18 protein-coding genes are annotated in these 15471 nt (G+C 61.7%); all 18 read right to left on the bottom strand.

The window, feature by feature from the left end; genetic code table 11:
• Nucleotides 1-15: 15 nt before the first annotated feature.
• Nucleotides 16-2082, bottom strand: coding sequence for a hypothetical protein (locus B0G83_RS12655; RefSeq protein ID WP_105507773.1), 2067 nt, complete (start codon nt 2080-2082; stop codon nt 16-18).
• The gene (locus tag B0G83_RS12650; RefSeq protein ID WP_105507772.1) at nt 2082-2747 is read right to left on the bottom strand and encodes a hypothetical protein; all 666 of its coding nucleotides are present in this window, start codon (nt 2745-2747) and stop codon (nt 2082-2084) included. Before B0G83_RS12650 ends, B0G83_RS12655 begins: the two co-directional genes overlap by 1 nt.
• A gap of 67 nt (nt 2748-2814) precedes the next feature.
• Nucleotides 2815-3039, bottom strand: coding sequence for a hypothetical protein (locus B0G83_RS12645; protein WP_105507771.1), 225 nt, complete (start codon nt 3037-3039; stop codon nt 2815-2817).
• A gap of 51 nt (nt 3040-3090) precedes the next feature.
• Nucleotides 3091-3540 carry a Bbp16 family capsid cement protein gene (locus tag B0G83_RS12640; protein ID WP_146120212.1) on the bottom strand — a complete coding sequence of 150 codons (450 nt, stop codon included), beginning with the start codon at nt 3538-3540 and terminating at the stop codon, nt 3091-3093.
• Between the two features lie 63 nt (nt 3541-3603).
• Nucleotides 3604-4623 (bottom strand): major capsid protein, encoded by a 1020-nt coding sequence (locus tag B0G83_RS12635; RefSeq protein ID WP_105507769.1) that lies wholly within the window; start codon nt 4621-4623, stop codon nt 3604-3606.
• 12 nt (nt 4624-4635) lie between these two features.
• Nucleotides 4636-5310 carry a peptidase gene (locus B0G83_RS12630; RefSeq protein ID WP_105507768.1) on the bottom strand — a complete coding sequence of 225 codons (675 nt, stop codon included), beginning with the start codon at nt 5308-5310 and terminating at the stop codon, nt 4636-4638.
• Nucleotides 5303-5638 (bottom strand): endopeptidase, encoded by a 336-nt coding sequence (locus B0G83_RS12625; RefSeq protein WP_105507767.1) that lies wholly within the window; start codon nt 5636-5638, stop codon nt 5303-5305. The genes B0G83_RS12630 and B0G83_RS12625 overlap by 8 nt, the downstream gene beginning before the upstream one ends.
• Before the next feature lie 42 nt (nt 5639-5680).
• Complete coding sequence (gp10, locus tag B0G83_RS12620) at nt 5681-5998, bottom strand: capsid staple protein (RefSeq protein WP_258167878.1); 318 nt, start codon at nt 5996-5998, stop codon at nt 5681-5683.
• Nucleotides 5999-6096: 98 nt separating this feature from the next.
• Nucleotides 6097-7923, bottom strand: a complete 1827-nt coding sequence (locus B0G83_RS12615) for a portal protein (protein WP_105507765.1) — start codon at nt 7921-7923, stop codon at nt 6097-6099.
• Nucleotides 7924-8107: 184 nt separating this feature from the next.
• Nucleotides 8108-8422, bottom strand: a complete 315-nt coding sequence (locus tag B0G83_RS12610; RefSeq protein WP_105507764.1) for a hypothetical protein — start codon at nt 8420-8422, stop codon at nt 8108-8110.
• Nucleotides 8419-8874 (bottom strand): hypothetical protein, encoded by a 456-nt coding sequence (locus B0G83_RS12605; RefSeq protein WP_258167877.1) that lies wholly within the window; start codon nt 8872-8874, stop codon nt 8419-8421. Before B0G83_RS12605 ends, B0G83_RS12610 begins: the two co-directional genes overlap by 4 nt.
• Entirely contained in the window at nt 8871-9329 is a 459-nt protein-coding gene (locus B0G83_RS12600; RefSeq protein WP_105507763.1) for a GNAT family N-acetyltransferase, read from the bottom strand. The genes B0G83_RS12605 and B0G83_RS12600 overlap by 4 nt, the downstream gene beginning before the upstream one ends.
• A 6-nt stretch (nt 9330-9335) precedes the next feature.
• Nucleotides 9336-10892, bottom strand: a complete 1557-nt coding sequence (locus B0G83_RS12595) for a terminase family protein (RefSeq protein ID WP_105507762.1) — start codon at nt 10890-10892, stop codon at nt 9336-9338.
• Entirely contained in the window at nt 10889-11368 is a 480-nt protein-coding gene (locus B0G83_RS12590; protein ID WP_105507761.1) for a terminase, read from the bottom strand. The genes B0G83_RS12595 and B0G83_RS12590 overlap by 4 nt, the downstream gene beginning before the upstream one ends.
• A 41-nt stretch (nt 11369-11409) precedes the next feature.
• On the bottom strand, nt 11410-11637 hold the full coding sequence (locus tag B0G83_RS12585; RefSeq protein ID WP_105507760.1) for a hypothetical protein: 228 nt from the start codon (nt 11635-11637) through the stop codon (nt 11410-11412).
• 182 nt (nt 11638-11819) lie between these two features.
• Nucleotides 11820-14261, bottom strand: coding sequence for a phage/plasmid primase, P4 family (locus B0G83_RS12580; protein ID WP_105507759.1), 2442 nt, complete (start codon nt 14259-14261; stop codon nt 11820-11822).
• A gap of 18 nt (nt 14262-14279) precedes the next feature.
• Nucleotides 14280-15053 carry a DNA cytosine methyltransferase gene (locus B0G83_RS12575; protein ID WP_105507758.1) on the bottom strand — a complete coding sequence of 258 codons (774 nt, stop codon included), beginning with the start codon at nt 15051-15053 and terminating at the stop codon, nt 14280-14282.
• Between the two features lie 104 nt (nt 15054-15157).
• Nucleotides 15158-15394 carry a YdaS family helix-turn-helix protein gene (locus B0G83_RS12570; protein ID WP_105507757.1) on the bottom strand — a complete coding sequence of 79 codons (237 nt, stop codon included), beginning with the start codon at nt 15392-15394 and terminating at the stop codon, nt 15158-15160.
• Nucleotides 15395-15471: the final 77 nt, after the last annotated feature.

Raw genomic sequence — 15471 nt, 5'->3', positions numbered from 1 at the left:
GTAAGTTTCGCCATCTCAACCCCCGATTGCGGCTTCGATCGTCATGGACGCGACGATCAGCGGAAGCGGGTCGGATTGCCGGATATAGACCGAGCCGTCGGCGTCCCAGCCCGGCGACATATCCAGCTCGATCACGCCAGTAATCATGGCGGGCGGCGTGCCATACGGCTCGGTGGTTCGCTGCTTGTACTGCACGAGTTCGTCGAGCGTCGGCCCGGCGAAGATGCCCGACGAGTTGTGGACACGCAGCCACACGCGATTGACATTCTTTACCGCGCCCTGGCCGTAGCCCTGCGCGGCGAACGAAAACGGCAGTGTCTGAAGATCGGCGGTAATGGGCAAGCCGACAGCCACGATATTCGCGGGGTGCTGAAGCGCCACCGTTCCGTTGTCAACGATCTGCTGCGGCTGCACGGCGCCGTCGGCGAGAATGCTTACGGTTTTGCCCTCAAGGTGATTCAGGCCGCTCACCGCCGTCATCTGGTTGCCTGTTGCGAGAATGCCCGCATCGACGAAGAAACTGTCGGTGAGCACTTCGACCTGCCGCGAATGCATGCGCTCGACGTAGCGAACCTGTGCGTTGTTGATCGTCCGGTTGACGATCACATAGAGCACCGACTCGCTGCCTTCGGTCACGACGCACACCGATTCGAAAATGCCGTCGGTGTCGTGGTGGTGCCACGCCGACACCTTGTTCGCAGGCGAATAGGTGAGCCCCAGCAGCGTGCCGTTAGACGACACACACCACATGATCGGGTAGGGCGCTTTCGCGTACGCCATATCGACGATGGTGAAGAAGTCGAACAGGTGCGGCGCCATGAGGCTGATGTCCTGCGTGATGTAGCCACCGGCGTAGTAGTTGTACGTCATCTCGCCCACGTGGCCGCCAAGCGCCATCGCATAGAGCAACGAGTTGCTGACTGTCACCGGCACGACGTTCGATGCACCTGTGTAGCCTTGAGGTTGTACCGACAACGTGTTCGGCGTCAGCGCCTGCGTGGCCGATCCGTTCGCCGTGACCGCCCATTCGGCACTGGACGTCAGCAGCACCAGTTCCGACAGGGGCACGATATGGCGGATCGTGTTCGCTTCGCGCGCGGCGATACGGAACACCAGTGAATCGGTATCGCGCGACGGCTTGCTGGCCGACAGGTTCGATTCAGTGCCTGTGCGCGTCATCCACAGCGTTTGCGGCAGCGTGATCGTGCTCGCGAAGACGCGGCGCTGTTGCTCGTAACTGACGGCGCCAGGATAATTGCCCGGACCGTTGAAAGGGTTCGCAAGTTCGGGCGGTGTCGTGGCCGTGTCCGGCACGATGTTGTTATCGAGGATGCTCAGGCTCTCGGTCTGAGCGATATACGCAAAAATACCCTGATAGTACCGATAGACGTTGTACCGCGATGCGCCGGGCTGCTCCGTCCAGCTGACCGTGTTTGTGTACCCTGTGAGCGTCAGATCGTTGTCGCACGACGCGACGGGCGAAGGCAGCGACTCTTCGCCCGTCGCCGACAGGGAGGTGAACACATAGTCGTACTCGACGATAAACGGCGTGCCGGTCGTGCCGCGCGTTGCAACCGCCGTCGGCGCCGCGGGCGGTGTAGCCATCGACGAAACAAAGCTGATCGTGGTCAGCGTCCAGTTTGACGCGCCGAGGCGACGCAATTCCATCGGCGGGTAATTCGGGTGCACGATCGTCATGACATCAGCCGACTGCACATAGTGCAGGTCGAACAGGTCAGCTTCGGCGTATGGCGTGGCTACCTCGTAGATCGCGCTGCCGTCGGCGGTCAACAGCGTCTGCCCGTTGGTGTGGAAGCGGATGTAATTTAGCCCGAACTCCAGTGCCATCGTCTGCGTGATGCTGTACGTGAACGGGATCATGCGCGAGCGTGTCGCGTTGTATTTCGCGCCGAGCACGAACGCAAGGCCCGCGCGGTTCACCGCGGGGCCGTGTGGCAACGTGATGAAGTTGCGGCACGTCGCGAGCCCGGTCTGGAACTGGTCCAGATCGACGCGGCCGAACAGTTCCGGCGTGATCTCGCCGGCCGCGAACGAGCGAAGCAGATTTTTGATGTTCGCCATTATCGGTTCTGGATCCACGGTGCCGGACGCTGGGACTGCGCAATCGAGCGTCGGCGGTTGTTGGCGTCGTTGGTCGTGGCCTGCGCCAGACTCATCTGGTAGGCCTTCATGCACATGGAAGCCATCTGCGCGCCCGCGTCACCCTTAACGACCGGTCCGGCGAGGTACGCGGCCAGCAGCCACGCGATTGTGTCGACGACCTGGGCGCTGAATTTCGTCGTGTCGGTGACGCTCGCGACGTAGCGGATAACCGCGCTCTCAAGGCTCGTGTAGATGACCCCCGAACCGTCGCTCCGCGCTTCGAGTTCGTACGGGATAGCCGGCATCGTGAATGCGTCGTCCTGCCAGTGTCCGCACGACTCGTCGATCGGGTAGAACGTCGGCGCGTTCGGGTCGATCAGGTCGATGATGTTGCGGCAATCGCTCGGCATCTGATAGACGAACTGGAAACCGGGCGGCGGCGTATCGGTCAGCAGCGCGAGATTCGCGCGCTTCGTGGCGAAACCCCACTCATGCTTTTCGAGCACCAGGTCGCGCGCGAGCGGATAGAAGCGCGCGCAATGCTCAGCCTGCGCGCTGCCTTCGGGTGGGCTGATGCTCGACACCGTGGCGCGGTCGCCGAGATGGCCGAGTGCCAGATTGCAAATATCGACTTCGCTTGCCATTGGCGAACCTCAAATGAAAACGGGAACCGCAAGGGCTCCCGTATTTGCTCACCTATACGGGAGCCGTTCAGGCCAGATCAGCTTCGAGCGTCGGGTCGCGCGGTAGCGCACCTGCGGGGTTGTTGCCCGTGGTCTGCGGCTGTGCGACCTTCGGCCGCTTGATCTGCTTGCCGTCCGAGCGCTCCATCCATGATTGGTGAAGCGCCTGTTCGTCCGCGACTTCGAACTCGTCGCCCGTTTCGCGGTAGTGGCCGTAATAGCCCCGCGCAATGGCGATAACCTTGATACCCATGTCGTATGCTCCAGTTCAATCGAAAGAGCCGGGCCGAAGCCCGGCATCCGCTTAGGCCGTGAAGCCCTTCGCGTAATCGACCGTGCCGTTGAGCGTTTGCAGGTCTTCGACGAGGCCGGCCGTAACCGTGCCTGCGGTCATCGTGCCCACCACCGTATAGACCAGCCCGACGTACCGGCGATACTTGCCGTACGGCAGATCGAGGCCAACGAGACGCGACTTGGCGGTTAGCGACGCGGTGACGATCGCCGCCGTCGCGTAATGCACGATCGGGTTCGTCGCCAGATCGGCCGTGTCAGCCGAGACCAGCGAGATCGCCAGCGAGGTGCCGCCCGCGAACGTGGTGCCTACCTGCGCGAACAGGGTGATGTCCTGACCGTCGCCGATACCCGTCTTGGTGTTCGGGCCACCCGACGGGATGGTGTCGATGACGTTGCTCGAATTCGCGGTAACCGTAACGGCCTGCGCATCCGAGAACAGGTTTTGTTGATCCATAATCATGGTGCTTACTCCTGTTTCGTTTAAGAGCAAGCCACCGAAGCGGCCTGCGCCTTTGCGCTTTGCTTAGACGACGCGGGCTTCGGTCGACAGCAACTGATCGCAGATGCGGATCGGGATGCCGAGGAACATCGTCGTGATCTGGCCTTGAGCGACTTCGATGCTCAACGCGTTCTGCGACTTGTTCATGGCTTGCCGGCGCAGCATCTTGCCCACGGTGCGGTTCACGTAGAACACGGGACGGCCGACGCCCTGACGCGGCAGACGGGCGGTCATTTCGATCAGCAGATCCGGCAATGCCACCGGCGACGTACCGTTCACGCCGGGGAACGTCGGCGTGGTCGAGGTGACCAGATCGGCGACGTTGATGTTTGCCGCGCGCACCGTATAGCGCCAGTCCTTCAGCGCCACGCCGCAGTTCCATTCCCAGCGGTCGGCCAGGGCGCGGAAGCGGTTGTTGTTCGCGTCGAATGCATCGATCTCGCCGAGATCCTGGTGGATGATGCCGGCCTTCGTGCCCTTCGGGAAAATGCCGGTCAGCGTCTGATCGCCCCAGCTCACGAGCCAGATCGAGCAGTTGTTTGAGCCCGTGCCGCCGCAGTCGACGATGTTGTTACCGTTCGGCGCGCCCGAGATCGTGCTATAGCGCGTGGCGAGGCCGTTGAAACGCTCGGCATAGACAGTCGTGTCGCCGTAGAACAGCGTCTGCGCCATCGTTTCGTTCATCGCTTCGAGGAAAGCGTTAGCTTCCGAGAGGCGGAATGCGGCGCTGTTGCCGTTCAGGTTTGCGGCCTTGACGTCGATTTCGTTGCGCGCTTCGAGCATGCCGCACGCTTCGTCAACCTGCGCGCGGGTCGATTTGCTCGCCGGCACGCCGCCATACATGCGACGCCACACGACGGACGGCAAACCGGTACGTACGGTGGTGCGGTGACCGGTCGGCAGATTGCCTTCGGCCCACGTCGCGTCGAGCAGGATTTCGTTCGTCTGGTTCAGCAACTCGACCACGTCGGCGGTCGAGCCATTCGGGTCGAGCGACTTCGCTACATCGAGCAGCGTGGGATTCTTGGTACCGAGCACGGCCATGATTTATGCCCCTTATTTCTGGTTCGGATAAAGGCGGTTCTCGATCGGGACGTTGGCGCGATCCGCCTGCGCTGCGCTGCCCGTCACGAGCTTGCCGTCTTCACTGATTGCCTTGCCTGCCTTGACCATGAACCGGACAACTTCCGGGTGATTGCCAAGGCCGCTCTGGTTCAGCAGCGTTTTGAGCGCAGGCGAGCCGAACGAATCGAGCGCTTTCTTCGCGACGCCGAGGTTTTCGGATAGCGCGTCGCCACCGATTTCCTTGTCCGTCGTGGTTTGCTGCGCCCACTCGTCCGTCATCGTTTTTTGCTGCGCGACCAGCTGCGCCGCAAACCCTTGCGCCTGCTTGGCGCCGAGATCCGCAACACGCTGTGCCTGTTCCTGCGTCAAGCCGAGTTCCTTGGCGGTCGTCTTCAATTCATCCAGCAACTCGCCCTTCATTTCAACGCCGTCGGGGAGCTTGAATTCGTAGACGACTTCCTTTGCGGGTTCGGCAGGCTTGGTGTTCGCGTCGCCTGTTTTCGTCGCATCGGCTTCGGTGCTCGCTGCGGGCTCGGTCGGCGTAGGTGTCGGCGCGGGGTTCGCTGCGGGCGTTGCTGCTGGGCTCGGCGATGCAACGGCGGGGCTTGCCGTCGTGCTGGTCGCGTCTGCCGGTGCCGCCTGGCTATCAGTGGTGGGGTCAGCCATTTGGTTTTTCCTTTATTTTCGCTTCGTTCGCCATCTGCGCGTAAAGCTCGGCGCCGCCTTCGATCGAATGGATCTGCGCCATGAGCTTCAGTGCAATGCTGCGTTTGCCTTCGTTGAAGATCGACCAGTTCGCGTTACCGTCGAACGACTGCTGGTACAGCCGCGCGTCGCCGAGCAGGCGCCACACAAATCGACGGCCCTTTTTGCCGCTCATGAGCCAGCGGATATCGTCCAACTCGACCGCATTCTCGAACCGCGATTGTTCTTTCGCGGCGGCGCGCTGTTCATCCAGCGCGGCAAGGTCGGTCGGGTTGAAGTCGCTACTCATGGATGCGGAGAATAAGTGCGCGACTGCGGGGTATGTGAACGGTTAATCGCCGTAAATGCGATTGGCGATAGGCTTCGCCGCACCGTTGCCGGCCGCGAGTTCCATGTCGGTGATCTGCAGGTTCATGCTCTTGTCCGCGCCGTCCTGGTTCTCGTACTGCGAGATGCTGCAAACCTCGACGAGCGCGGTGAGTTGCATGACCGTGCCGACGGCGGGCAGATCAGTAATGCCGAGCTTCGCCAGTTCGTCGTCGCACAGATTGATGGTCAGCCCGTACGGGTACTGCGGCAGATCGCTGTCGGCATCGCCGAGCATCGTTTCCGACTTGGCTTCGGCGGCTGTTAGCTTCATCGAGATCATCGCGATCCCCTAGCTGAAAACGCGGTTGAGCCACTTGAGCGTGGCGAAGCCGCCGAGCACGAAAGCGGCGATGTGCGTAGCGATCAGGATGGCGATGATCATTGCGGGCCGCCCGTGTATCCGGTGAGGTTTGACATCGTGTCGGACAGCACATTGCTGGCGCCGCCTTGTGTCGGTGCCTGCGCGGCGGTCTTCGCCGTTTCTGCGGCCTGCTGCATGGCGGCCTGCTGTTGCGCCTGCTGTTGCGCTTTCGCACGTGCTGCGCGCTGCGCGTCGCGCTGATCGGGATCGACGTCGATAGACGGATCGGTGCCGAGCGCGTCGGTGTACTGCTCGTACCAGCCGTCGGGATCGAAGTTGTCGAGCACGGTCGGCGGTTGCTGCGCGTTGACCTGCATCATCGCGACGGTGCCGAGCGCCATGGTCAGCTTGTCGATGCTGTTGGTGCCGATCTGTTTTTGCGCCTGCGCGAGAATCGACACGAATTCGACCTGCAGCGGCACGCCGCCGAGTTCAGGCGGTGGTGGTGGCAACAGACCCGCTTCGGTGATGATGTCGAACGCTGCGTCGACCAGCGGCTTGAGCAGTTCATCGTGCAGGCGCTCGATCACCGGGCCGAGCATGAGCATCTTTTCTTCATGCAGTTCGGCAACCTCGGTCGCGGTCATGTTCGCGTTCGTGTTGTTCGCGAGCATGAGGAACAGGTCTTCGTAGAACGCGCTCTTGATGCGCGTGCGCACGTCGGTGATGTCTTCGAGCAGGTAGTCAAGCCGCAGATTGACTTCGAACGCACTGCGGATGCCGGCGCCCGGCGTGGCCGCGTCGGCGTAGGAGATGCCGCCCGGCAGCGTGTCGATATCGTGATTCTTCAGCGATGTCGGTACCTGGATCGGCGGCTTTGTCATGTAGTCGATCGCCTGACCCTTGCGCAGCTGCTCGTGCTGCAACTGGCGAATGTCGCCCAGCGCGTCCATCGCCGGCCCGTTGCCGTAGATGTCACCGCCGTATGTCGACCACCGCGGCGCGACCACGCGGAATTTCTTGAAGCCTGACACGGACAGGAGCGCGTTGTCGCCGCCCGTCGTGCCCTGGTTCGATGTCTGTTGCGAGTCCGACGAGCCGCCGACTTCGAGATAGGTTGACGTCCACGCCATATTGCGCGCGTCGGATTTCGACGGGTCGCGGTCTTCGTTCGGCTCGATGCAGTGAATGATCGTGCGCCACACGTCGAGATTGCCACGGTCGTACATGTTGCGCGTGTTGTCGCTCACGTTCTCGTAACCGAACTGCTTCACGAGTTGCGCGACCGTCTTCTGGAACTCGCGATAGAGCGTGTCCACTTCGCCACGATCACTGGTCGAGATGCAGTATTCGCCGGCCGTCAGCGGGTACATGCGCATGACGTCCTGATAGTCGGTCATGATGATCGACACGGCCGTGCCGAACGCGCCAATTTCTTCGTACATCGAATGCAGCGACCGGTACACGTTCGAGCGGTTGAACACGTCGAGAATCAGCTTCGTGACGTCGGCGCACCACGTCTTGACGGGCTTTTTCTTGTTCAGGTCGTCGTACGGTGTCTTGAGCGCGATCCACGGCCGGGCGGGCGACGTAGCGCCAGCCATCAGCCCGGCGCCGAGCACGCGCAGCGATTTCGTTGCGGTGCTGTCGAAGATGTTCTGGTTACGCCGATTGCCGCGGTTGCGGTCTTCCACAAAGAAGCGGCCCGCGCGCGGCAGCAGGACGTTGCTGATGTCCTTGTACTCACGAATCCACGACGAGCGCTCATTCTTCAACGCATACCAGCGCTGCAGGATGAGTTCCTTGCGCGTGTGCACCACCTTCGCGTTGCCGCCCGACTGCGTCGGCTTGTCGGCTGTCGCGTCCGGCTGCGCGCTCTGGTCGTTCGTGAGAAGCGTGGCCATTAGCGAACAGGCCCGAGGTCTTCCACACGAACATAACGCCCATCAACGACTTTTACGCCTCGCATGGCGCAAGGGCAGACGGGTTGCCCGTTCTGTGGACCGATGCAGTTGCACGGTTGATTGCCACTCCCTTGCGCAATCACTTGCATCCCGGCGCTCTGAAACACTTTTTCGTAGTCGTACATTATGACCCCAGCAACGTGTTGCCACCCAAACCTGCGCCGGGACCGCCGAGGTTCAGGGCGGAATTCGCCACGCCCCCCGAACCGGTCAGCAAAGTGGACGCCGGCCCGCTGTTCACGCCGGCCGCAGCGGGCGTGCCGCCAGCGGCGACGTTCGACGTGTCCGCTGCAGTGCCTTTCTGCGCAGTGCCCGCAGCGGCTGCGGCTTTCGCTGCGTCGCCGCGCTGATCCGCTGCCTGCTGGTTGGACTGCACGTGCGCCGCGATTGCGGCGGCCGCGCTGATGCCTACGCCGATACCGGCAATGATTCCGCTCATGGTGTTTCCCCTGTGATCGTGACGCGGCCCACGCACTCCATGAGCAGTTCCGGTTCGTCAGTAAATTCGGCCTCGGCTTCGGCAACCGATTGCGCGGTGCTCAGCAGCACCATCGTCATGTGCGTATCGGCGTGGGTCCGAAACAGTTGCTTGCGCCCGGCGCTGCCTGGCAGCACGTGATAGCCGGTGAGACGCACGCAATCCACACCCGTGAAGACCGACACGTCGCCCTGCAGCACCAGCACGGTCGCACGGCGCAGCAGTGCGCCTGAGACGATCGTTTCAGCGGGCACGTGCGCGGTTCGCGCATACATGCCGCCGTGGATCAGGTGATCGATCGAGATACAGGTCTGCGGCAACGTGAGCATGGCCGTGTCCAGTTCACGCAGCATCGCGAGAGTACGCGGCCCCGCTGCGGACAGCGTCGGTTCGGGCGTCGTGATCTCGTTCATGGGAGCGCCTTGAAGTACAGGCGATTCGTTGCGTGATACCCGCTACGCGGCAGGATTACGTCGAGACGGCTTTCGTCCGGCGCGCTAATCATCAGGCCGATGGCGCCGCGCTCCTGCGCAATCTGCTCGGCTACTTCACGGATGTAGGTGCCGACGCCGCCCTTGCGCGCGTCAGCGGCAACGAAGAACGAGATCAGGCAACCGATCAGCTTCGAGTAATGCGGCAACACGGACAGCGTCACCACGCCGAAACCGACCAGGTCGTCGCCGTGCCACGCGCCGATGCATTGGCCTACGCCTGCAGCTTCCATCGTCCGGTATGCGGTGGCGTCAACGTTCGCTTGGCCGAGCCCCGGAATGCGCCCCGACTCAGCGGCGTATTCCGCGCACAGAGCGTCGAAGCTCGCCGCATTGGCGAGGTCATCGAACGCACAAGGGCGGATAGCTGTGATCATGGCTGCTTACGCGTATGGGTTGTGCTCGCCGCGATTACGGGGCATCGAATAGGCGTAGGGATCGTATTCGGCGTGGCGTTCGGTATGTGAACGCTGCAGGTCGTCCATCTTCGGTGTGTCGATCAGCGCCAGCACGTAGGCGGATGCCCAATCGGGGGAACGTTTGATGCGCTTCTCAATGTCTTCGCGCGACTCGACCTGAACCGTTTTGCCCTGCACGCGCCATTTGGGCGCGCAAAGGTCAGCCGCGAGACGCTTGTCGGGCGGCAACGCGATACCGTTGTTGGCGAGTGGGTCGAGCGCTTCACGCATGCGCCAGTACAGTTCGGTGCGCAGATTGAAGAACCTGAGTCGACCTGACTTGTCCATGCCTCGTGCGGCCTCGGACACGTTCACGCCGTACACCTGGACGCCCATCTGGTTCAGGAAGTCGTACGGTGACGAACCCACACCAATCACGTCGAGGTGGATCGGCGCGCTGTCGCGCAACGCGGCGATCGTGTAGCCGGCAACGGTTGGCCCGTCCGGTGTTGCCGTGCCGGGCTTGACGATCGGTTCATCGAACCACATGCCGTGGCGGCGCGCGATGATCGTGTTGTCGCGGCCGCCGCGCGCGACATCGACGCCAACAGAATCCATCGGTGGTTTGGCCTGTTTCGCGACCCACCGCGCCATGGCGATATCGACCCACTCGGTTGGGATCAGCTGCATTGCATCGTCTTCCATGCCTGCCTCGAATGAGCCGTAGAGCATTTGCGAGCGCAACGGCTCGGGGAGTGCCTGCAGCGTCGACACGTAGTTCGTGCCGACCAGATGCGGGTTGTCGGTGACGCGCGAGGGAATGAACGTGCGCGTTTTCGGCAGCACCAGTTCGCCGCCGTGCTCGAATGGCGTGCCATCTGCGACTTCCACGTCGTGGCCGTCGATGGTGGCGAACCAGCGCAATTCGCCCGGCAGTGCGCGTTTGCCTGCGTACTTGCGATCGATCCACGGCGCGAAGAACTCGATCAGCCAGCGGCCTTCAGCGGACGACGGCGGATTGAACGTCATCAGCGTCTGGCACTTCTGCTTCACATCGGTCGTGCGGTTCCACGCCATGAGGAAACGGATCTGGAACTCGGGGATCTCGGCAGCTTCGTCGTACACGATCAGGTCGTGCGGCCGGCCGCGGTACTTGGCTTCGTCACCCATGTTCGGTACTGAGCCGAATTCGACCTGCACGTCGGGTAGACGCCATATCGAATCCTTCGAATTCCAGCCGTCACGTGTGCCGAGCAGTTCGCCCATGCGGTCGACCATGCCGACGTGTTCGGTACCGTTCTTGCGCACCACGATGCACTTCTGGTGCTGCGTGAGCGCCTTGCCGATAGCGAGATCGGTCTTACCGCCGCCCGCCGCGCCGCCGTATCCGATGATGTCGGCATCCGACTCGTACGCACGCGTTTGTGGGCCACGTAGCGGGCTCCAGATGGGCGGCGTATATGTCGCCAGCAACATGTCGACTTCGGCCCGTTCTTCGAGCGTCATGTACGGCCGCAGGGCTTCCAGCTCGGCGGCGTTCATAGCAGGTCGGAGCCGTCTTCCTGTTCGGCTTTGCGGCGCGCTGCCTGCTCGGCGATTGACGCCAGCTTGGCGGCGCGCTCTTCAGGAGTGAGCGCGAGCGTTTGCCCATTCGACGTGACGTCGATTCGTTCGCTGTAGCGCGGCGACCACTTCGCGAGCAGCTTCAGGCGCTGATCGGCGCGGTTCCTTTGCCACTGAACATAGCCGGCGTCGACCTTGTCGCCGTGCTCCGTCGCGCAGCGCTCAGGCGGTGTGTCGAGGATTTCGACCGTTTCTTCGGCGATGACATCGAAGCCGCAATCACGCGCATGCGCGAAGCGTGACGCAAACTGTGGATACGCTTCGCGCCAACGATAGACCGAGCGGTAAGACGGCATGTGCGGCTCGCGCGTTATTTCGCGCAAAGTCTCGCCATTCGCGATGCGCTCGCAAATCTCGTCTGCCAGTTCGGGGGTGTAGGTGCTTTCCTGTGCCATGCACCGAATCGTGCAAGGCGTGACGCGTCGTATGTGAACGGTCAGACGGCGCGAAATCGTGCGGCGGTCTGCGCCCGGCGCATGTACGTGCAGATGTAGCAGACCTGCGTCTTGCTGATCTCGAACTTGATCGCGATCACGCGATACGAAACCCCGTCTTCGTGCAACCGGCGGATCATCTCCACGGCCGCATCCGTCAGCTTGGCGCGCTGGTGATCCTGACCAACACGCAAACCGCGATCATTTATCCCCACTATCCGCTTTGCCATTTGGTCACCCCTTAGCGCGTAATTTTTTGCGTTTTCATCTTTAGTGACGATGTGACGATAAAAGGCGTTTTTGGGGTATTTTCCTAATCCCTATACACAAGAAAGATTAAGGAAAAACACGTTTTATCGTCACATCGTCACTAACCAGACACCAGCCAACGTGAAAAAATTTGCACCTACGGCTACATCAAGTCACTAGACTCAAAATCGCTGTCTGCCTGCACGCTAATTCCTGCAAATCCACGACCGCGAACACCTGTCACATTCCGAACAGGTAAAAAACTGCGCGAAGTAAGCCGACGCGCCAACGCACGCGAATTCGGAATTAATCGCAATTCGCCGCGTGACTCGGCGTATGCCTTCCACGAGTTCCACAACTCCTCATTGGACGCGACCTTGTCGCTGCCTGTGGTGCATCGCTCGTCGAGCCAGTCGGCCAGCAGATCCATGTCGCTTCGGTACGAGTCGCGCGCCGCCGATACCGCCGCGGTCGGTTTGAGTCCGTTGTGTTGATAGGCGATCGCGCCGCGCACGCACCAGGTCAGAATGCCGCTCGCCTCGGCCGCAAGACGCTCAGCCCGGCTCGTGTCCTTCTTCACGTTGTCGTCTTTATCAAAGTTGCGGGTGAACGGCACAGGCATCAGGCGACGCCAGATGGCGTGATCGTCGCCCTTGACGATTGGCCGGTGATTGGTCGGCATGAACGCGACCCACGTCGGCGTAACTTCGACAGTGGTCTTGCCGTGAACGCCGCGCGCGGGCATCGGATCGCCGCCCGTCATGCTCTTTATCAAACCCTCGCGCAACTCACTGCCTTCGTCAGGCTCGCTGATGTACACGAAACGTGCACCGCGCAGGCGTAGGATGTCTTCGCGCGGGCCGCCAGCCGCACCGCCGTGCTGCCCACTGGACAGAAACGTTTCGGAACTGGCCGACTTGGCGTGCTGACCGAGCGCATCGCGGATCGCACCGAGCACAGTCGACTTGCCATTCGAGCCGGAACCGTACGGGATCACCAGCACGTCTTCTTTCGGCCGCGCGAGTAGCGCGTAACCAACGAGGCGCTGAAAGAATTCGGTTTGATCGTGCTCATCGAAGAACACGTCGTCGACGGTCTGTTCGAATAGCGCCGCAGGGGCTCCAGGTTGGTATTCAACTGTGGTGGTGACGGTAATACGGTGGTCCTTGTTCGGCAAAAGCAGTTCGCCCGTGCGCAGATCGACGGCACCATTGCCCACGCCGAGCAGATACGTGTGCCTGTCAAGCTGCGCGAGCGGTACCATCACGCGCGGGTCCGATGCGGCAAGTCGGATCATGTTGCCCACCATCGACGCTTTCTGGCATGCGGCGCAGAATTTGAAAAATTCGAGTCGTTCTTCGGCTGTCTGCAACTCGGCCACCTCATCAGGCAGGTTGCGGATCGTTTCCTTCGCCATGTTTTCCAGCTCGACGTGCACCGCGCGCTGCCAGTACACGCCAGTCCATTTGAACCAGGCTTCCAGTTCGGGCACATACATCAGCCCCGCACCGTAGCGGTCAAGCATGCGCTCAGCATTGCCGAACTCGGTGCGCGCACGGTATTCCTTCCTCGAGTCTTTCTTTTTGCCGCCTACCGCCGCTGACTCGGCCACGATGACTTCGAAATCCGCATCGATCGGTTCCTGCCACCCGTGATCGCGCGCCATTTTCAGGATGGTGCGCGCGGTGATCGCGCCGCGCTCGCCGTCGTGTGACTGCTTGATGTGCGGCCATACGCGCTCGTTCAGAAAGTCGGGCGTGTATTTACTGGAGCGCGCCGAGAACTCGTGTGCGAGCGCGAGCCCGTCGTCACTACCAGCCGTCGCGTGGTGTAGCGCGAACATGATGTTGCGCCACTCGTCGTAATCCAGTTCCTGCTCACCGCTGTTCGGGATCATGTCGAGCGCACTGCGCAGCTGCTCAAGCTCGACCGGCAACGTGTCCGGATCAAGCGCGGCGCGGGTTTGCGGGATTTCGCGCTCGACGACGGCCACAGGCAGCGACACCGGCCAGTCCATTTCGGCGGTCCACTCCTTCGGCATGTCGTCCAGCTCAAACGTGTCTAGCGGCACGGACGCGCCGGCCAGCGGCAGCACGAACATATTGCCGAAGCCGTCGACAGGCACGCTGTTCTGCTTGGGGAATATCTCGATCTCACCGCGCGACACGCCACCGACGCCAGCCCGCAAGCCGCACGACTCAAGCACGGCGCGCAGGCCGTAACGCACGCTGTACGCGTCCTGCGGCGAGTCCCACAGGAAATAGATGTGCATGCCGCGGCCACCCGACGAGCGGAACGGAATAGGCCGGAAGCCAAACCCCTCGCATGCAGACATGACACGCAACGCCGCGGCCTGCATCTCGGCCCACGACGTTTCACCGCCGTGCGAGTCGAGATCGAGACACGCAATCAGAGTGGTGGATGCGCCCGGCTGGATCTGCGCGGCGCCGTAAGCCGGGCCACCGTTCACGTGGTGCGCGAGCTTCGCGTCGGTCAGTGGGCGATTGGTGTGAGACATCTTGCCGTCGCGCTTGACCCAGCAGTGGGATGTGACGACGCGCGATACGATCGGCGCGAGCGCGGCGACCAGGGTTTCGTTATTCATAGGAGATCGCTGCCGTCGTCAAATGAGGTCGTACTCGTCGAGCGCTTCGCTCGCGGCTTCGATGAAAGCGCAGGCAGACGCCGCATTAATTGCGTTTCCGTAACCGTGGGCGCGCAGGCGTTCCACTGCAATGAGAGGTTCATCGCCAGGCAGTAAATCGGAGTAATCACCTGCCATGGCAGACCTAAGTCGAGCAGCCGCGTTGCGAGACTCGGTGAATGCCGTTTGCGCTGCGATAGAAATGCGTTCGACCGGCCGATGTCGCGGCCGTCCCGCGCGCAGGGAGTCGGCAAAGAAGTAAAGGCGTTTCCGGATGTGGTCAGCGCCCGCACCAGCTGCACTGATAACCCGCGCCGCGCAGGCGTAGTCTTCGCTTTCCAGGTTATCGAATACAGTGTCGAGCCAAGCGATTCCATCTTTGCTTCCAACCTGTTCCCCAAACACTCCGACAGGCACGCACTTGCGGATAAGATCGAACCAGACGGGCCACAGGTGCCGGTGGTCATCGAAGCCTTTTCGCTCCCATGCGACCGCAGCAATGCTGAAGGGTTGACAGGGGCAAGAGCCAGTCCAGACGGCGCGGTCGTCGGGCCATCCGGCAAGCCGCAGAGAGTAGGACCAGACACCGATTCCGGCGAAGAAGTGGCACTGTGTGTACTGCTTGAGGTCGTCGGGTCGTACATCCTCGATGCTCCGTTCGTCGACATCGCCCGGCGCGATCAGCCCCGCTGCGATCAGATTGCGCAGCCACTGCGCAGCGTAGGGTTTGTTTTCGTTGTAATACGCAGCCACGCGAGCCCCTAATTAGACATTTTCTTCAGACGAATACCCATACGCCGCGTAGGGGTATTCACCTATGCGGTTCTTTTTCGGCTACTGTTCGGTGCGTGTTAGGCTTAACCTGACATAAGGGACGGAAGGCCGTCAGTCGGGTTCGGATAGAGGGTCGGCGCCAGCATGTGCGGCGTGTATTCCCAATCGGTCAGTTCGGCCAGTGCGAGCGCCCGACTGCCCCGTTCGGGCAATTTGTTGTCGGCGATCCATTCATAAACCGAGATGCGCGAGATGTTCAGCGCGCGCGCCACAGAAGCCGCGCCGCCAGCTCGCTCGATTGCTGCCTTGATAACTGTCACGTGCGGTCCTTGTATGATGTTAGGCGTTTCCGAACATCATAGTGAGGCAACGCCGTACAGTCAACTAAATGTATGGA

Source organism: Paraburkholderia sp. BL21I4N1 (assembly GCF_002973525.1).
Classification (GTDB): Bacteria; Pseudomonadota; Gammaproteobacteria; order Burkholderiales; family Burkholderiaceae; genus Paraburkholderia.
Note: the sequence above shows the minus strand (reverse complement) of the source record. Positions and strands in the feature narration are given on the sequence as shown.

Bases quoted from the DNA above. Each gene is read 5' to 3' on its own strand.
- B0G83_RS12640 (WP_146120212.1), bottom strand. From the start codon at position 3,540: ATGATTATGGATCAACAAAACCTGTTCTCGGATGCGCAGGCCGTTACG.
- B0G83_RS12605 (WP_258167877.1), bottom strand. From the start codon at position 8,874: ATGAACGAGATCACGACGCCCGAACCGACGCTGTCCGCAGCGGGGCCG.
- B0G83_RS12585 (WP_105507760.1), bottom strand. From the start codon at position 11,637: ATGGCAAAGCGGATAGTGGGGATAAATGATCGCGGTTTGCGTGTTGGT.
- B0G83_RS12600 (WP_105507763.1), bottom strand. From the start codon at position 9,329: ATGATCACAGCTATCCGCCCTTGTGCGTTCGATGACCTCGCCAATGCG.
- B0G83_RS12625 (WP_105507767.1), bottom strand. From the start codon at position 5,638: ATGAGTAGCGACTTCAACCCGACCGACCTTGCCGCGCTGGATGAACAG.
- B0G83_RS12590 (WP_105507761.1), bottom strand. From the start codon at position 11,368: ATGGCACAGGAAAGCACCTACACCCCCGAACTGGCAGACGAGATTTGC.
- B0G83_RS12580 (WP_105507759.1), bottom strand. From the start codon at position 14,261: ATGAATAACGAAACCCTGGTCGCCGCGCTCGCGCCGATCGTATCGCGC.
- B0G83_RS12615 (WP_105507765.1), bottom strand. From the start codon at position 7,923: ATGGCCACGCTTCTCACGAACGACCAGAGCGCGCAGCCGGACGCGACA.
- B0G83_RS12645 (WP_105507771.1), bottom strand. From the start codon at position 3,039: ATGGGTATCAAGGTTATCGCCATTGCGCGGGGCTATTACGGCCACTAC.
- B0G83_RS12630 (WP_105507768.1), bottom strand. From the start codon at position 5,310: ATGGCTGACCCCACCACTGATAGCCAGGCGGCACCGGCAGACGCGACC.
- B0G83_RS12635 (WP_105507769.1), bottom strand. From the start codon at position 4,623: ATGGCCGTGCTCGGTACCAAGAATCCCACGCTGCTCGATGTAGCGAAG.
- B0G83_RS12610 (WP_105507764.1), bottom strand. From the start codon at position 8,422: ATGAGCGGAATCATTGCCGGTATCGGCGTAGGCATCAGCGCGGCCGCC.
- B0G83_RS12650 (WP_105507772.1), bottom strand. From the start codon at position 2,747: ATGGCAAGCGAAGTCGATATTTGCAATCTGGCACTCGGCCATCTCGGC.
- B0G83_RS12595 (WP_105507762.1), bottom strand. From the start codon at position 10,892: ATGAACGCCGCCGAGCTGGAAGCCCTGCGGCCGTACATGACGCTCGAA.
- B0G83_RS12655 (WP_105507773.1), bottom strand. From the start codon at position 2,082: ATGGCGAACATCAAAAATCTGCTTCGCTCGTTCGCGGCCGGCGAGATC.
- gp10 (WP_258167878.1), bottom strand. From the start codon at position 5,998: ATGATCTCGATGAAGCTAACAGCCGCCGAAGCCAAGTCGGAAACGATG.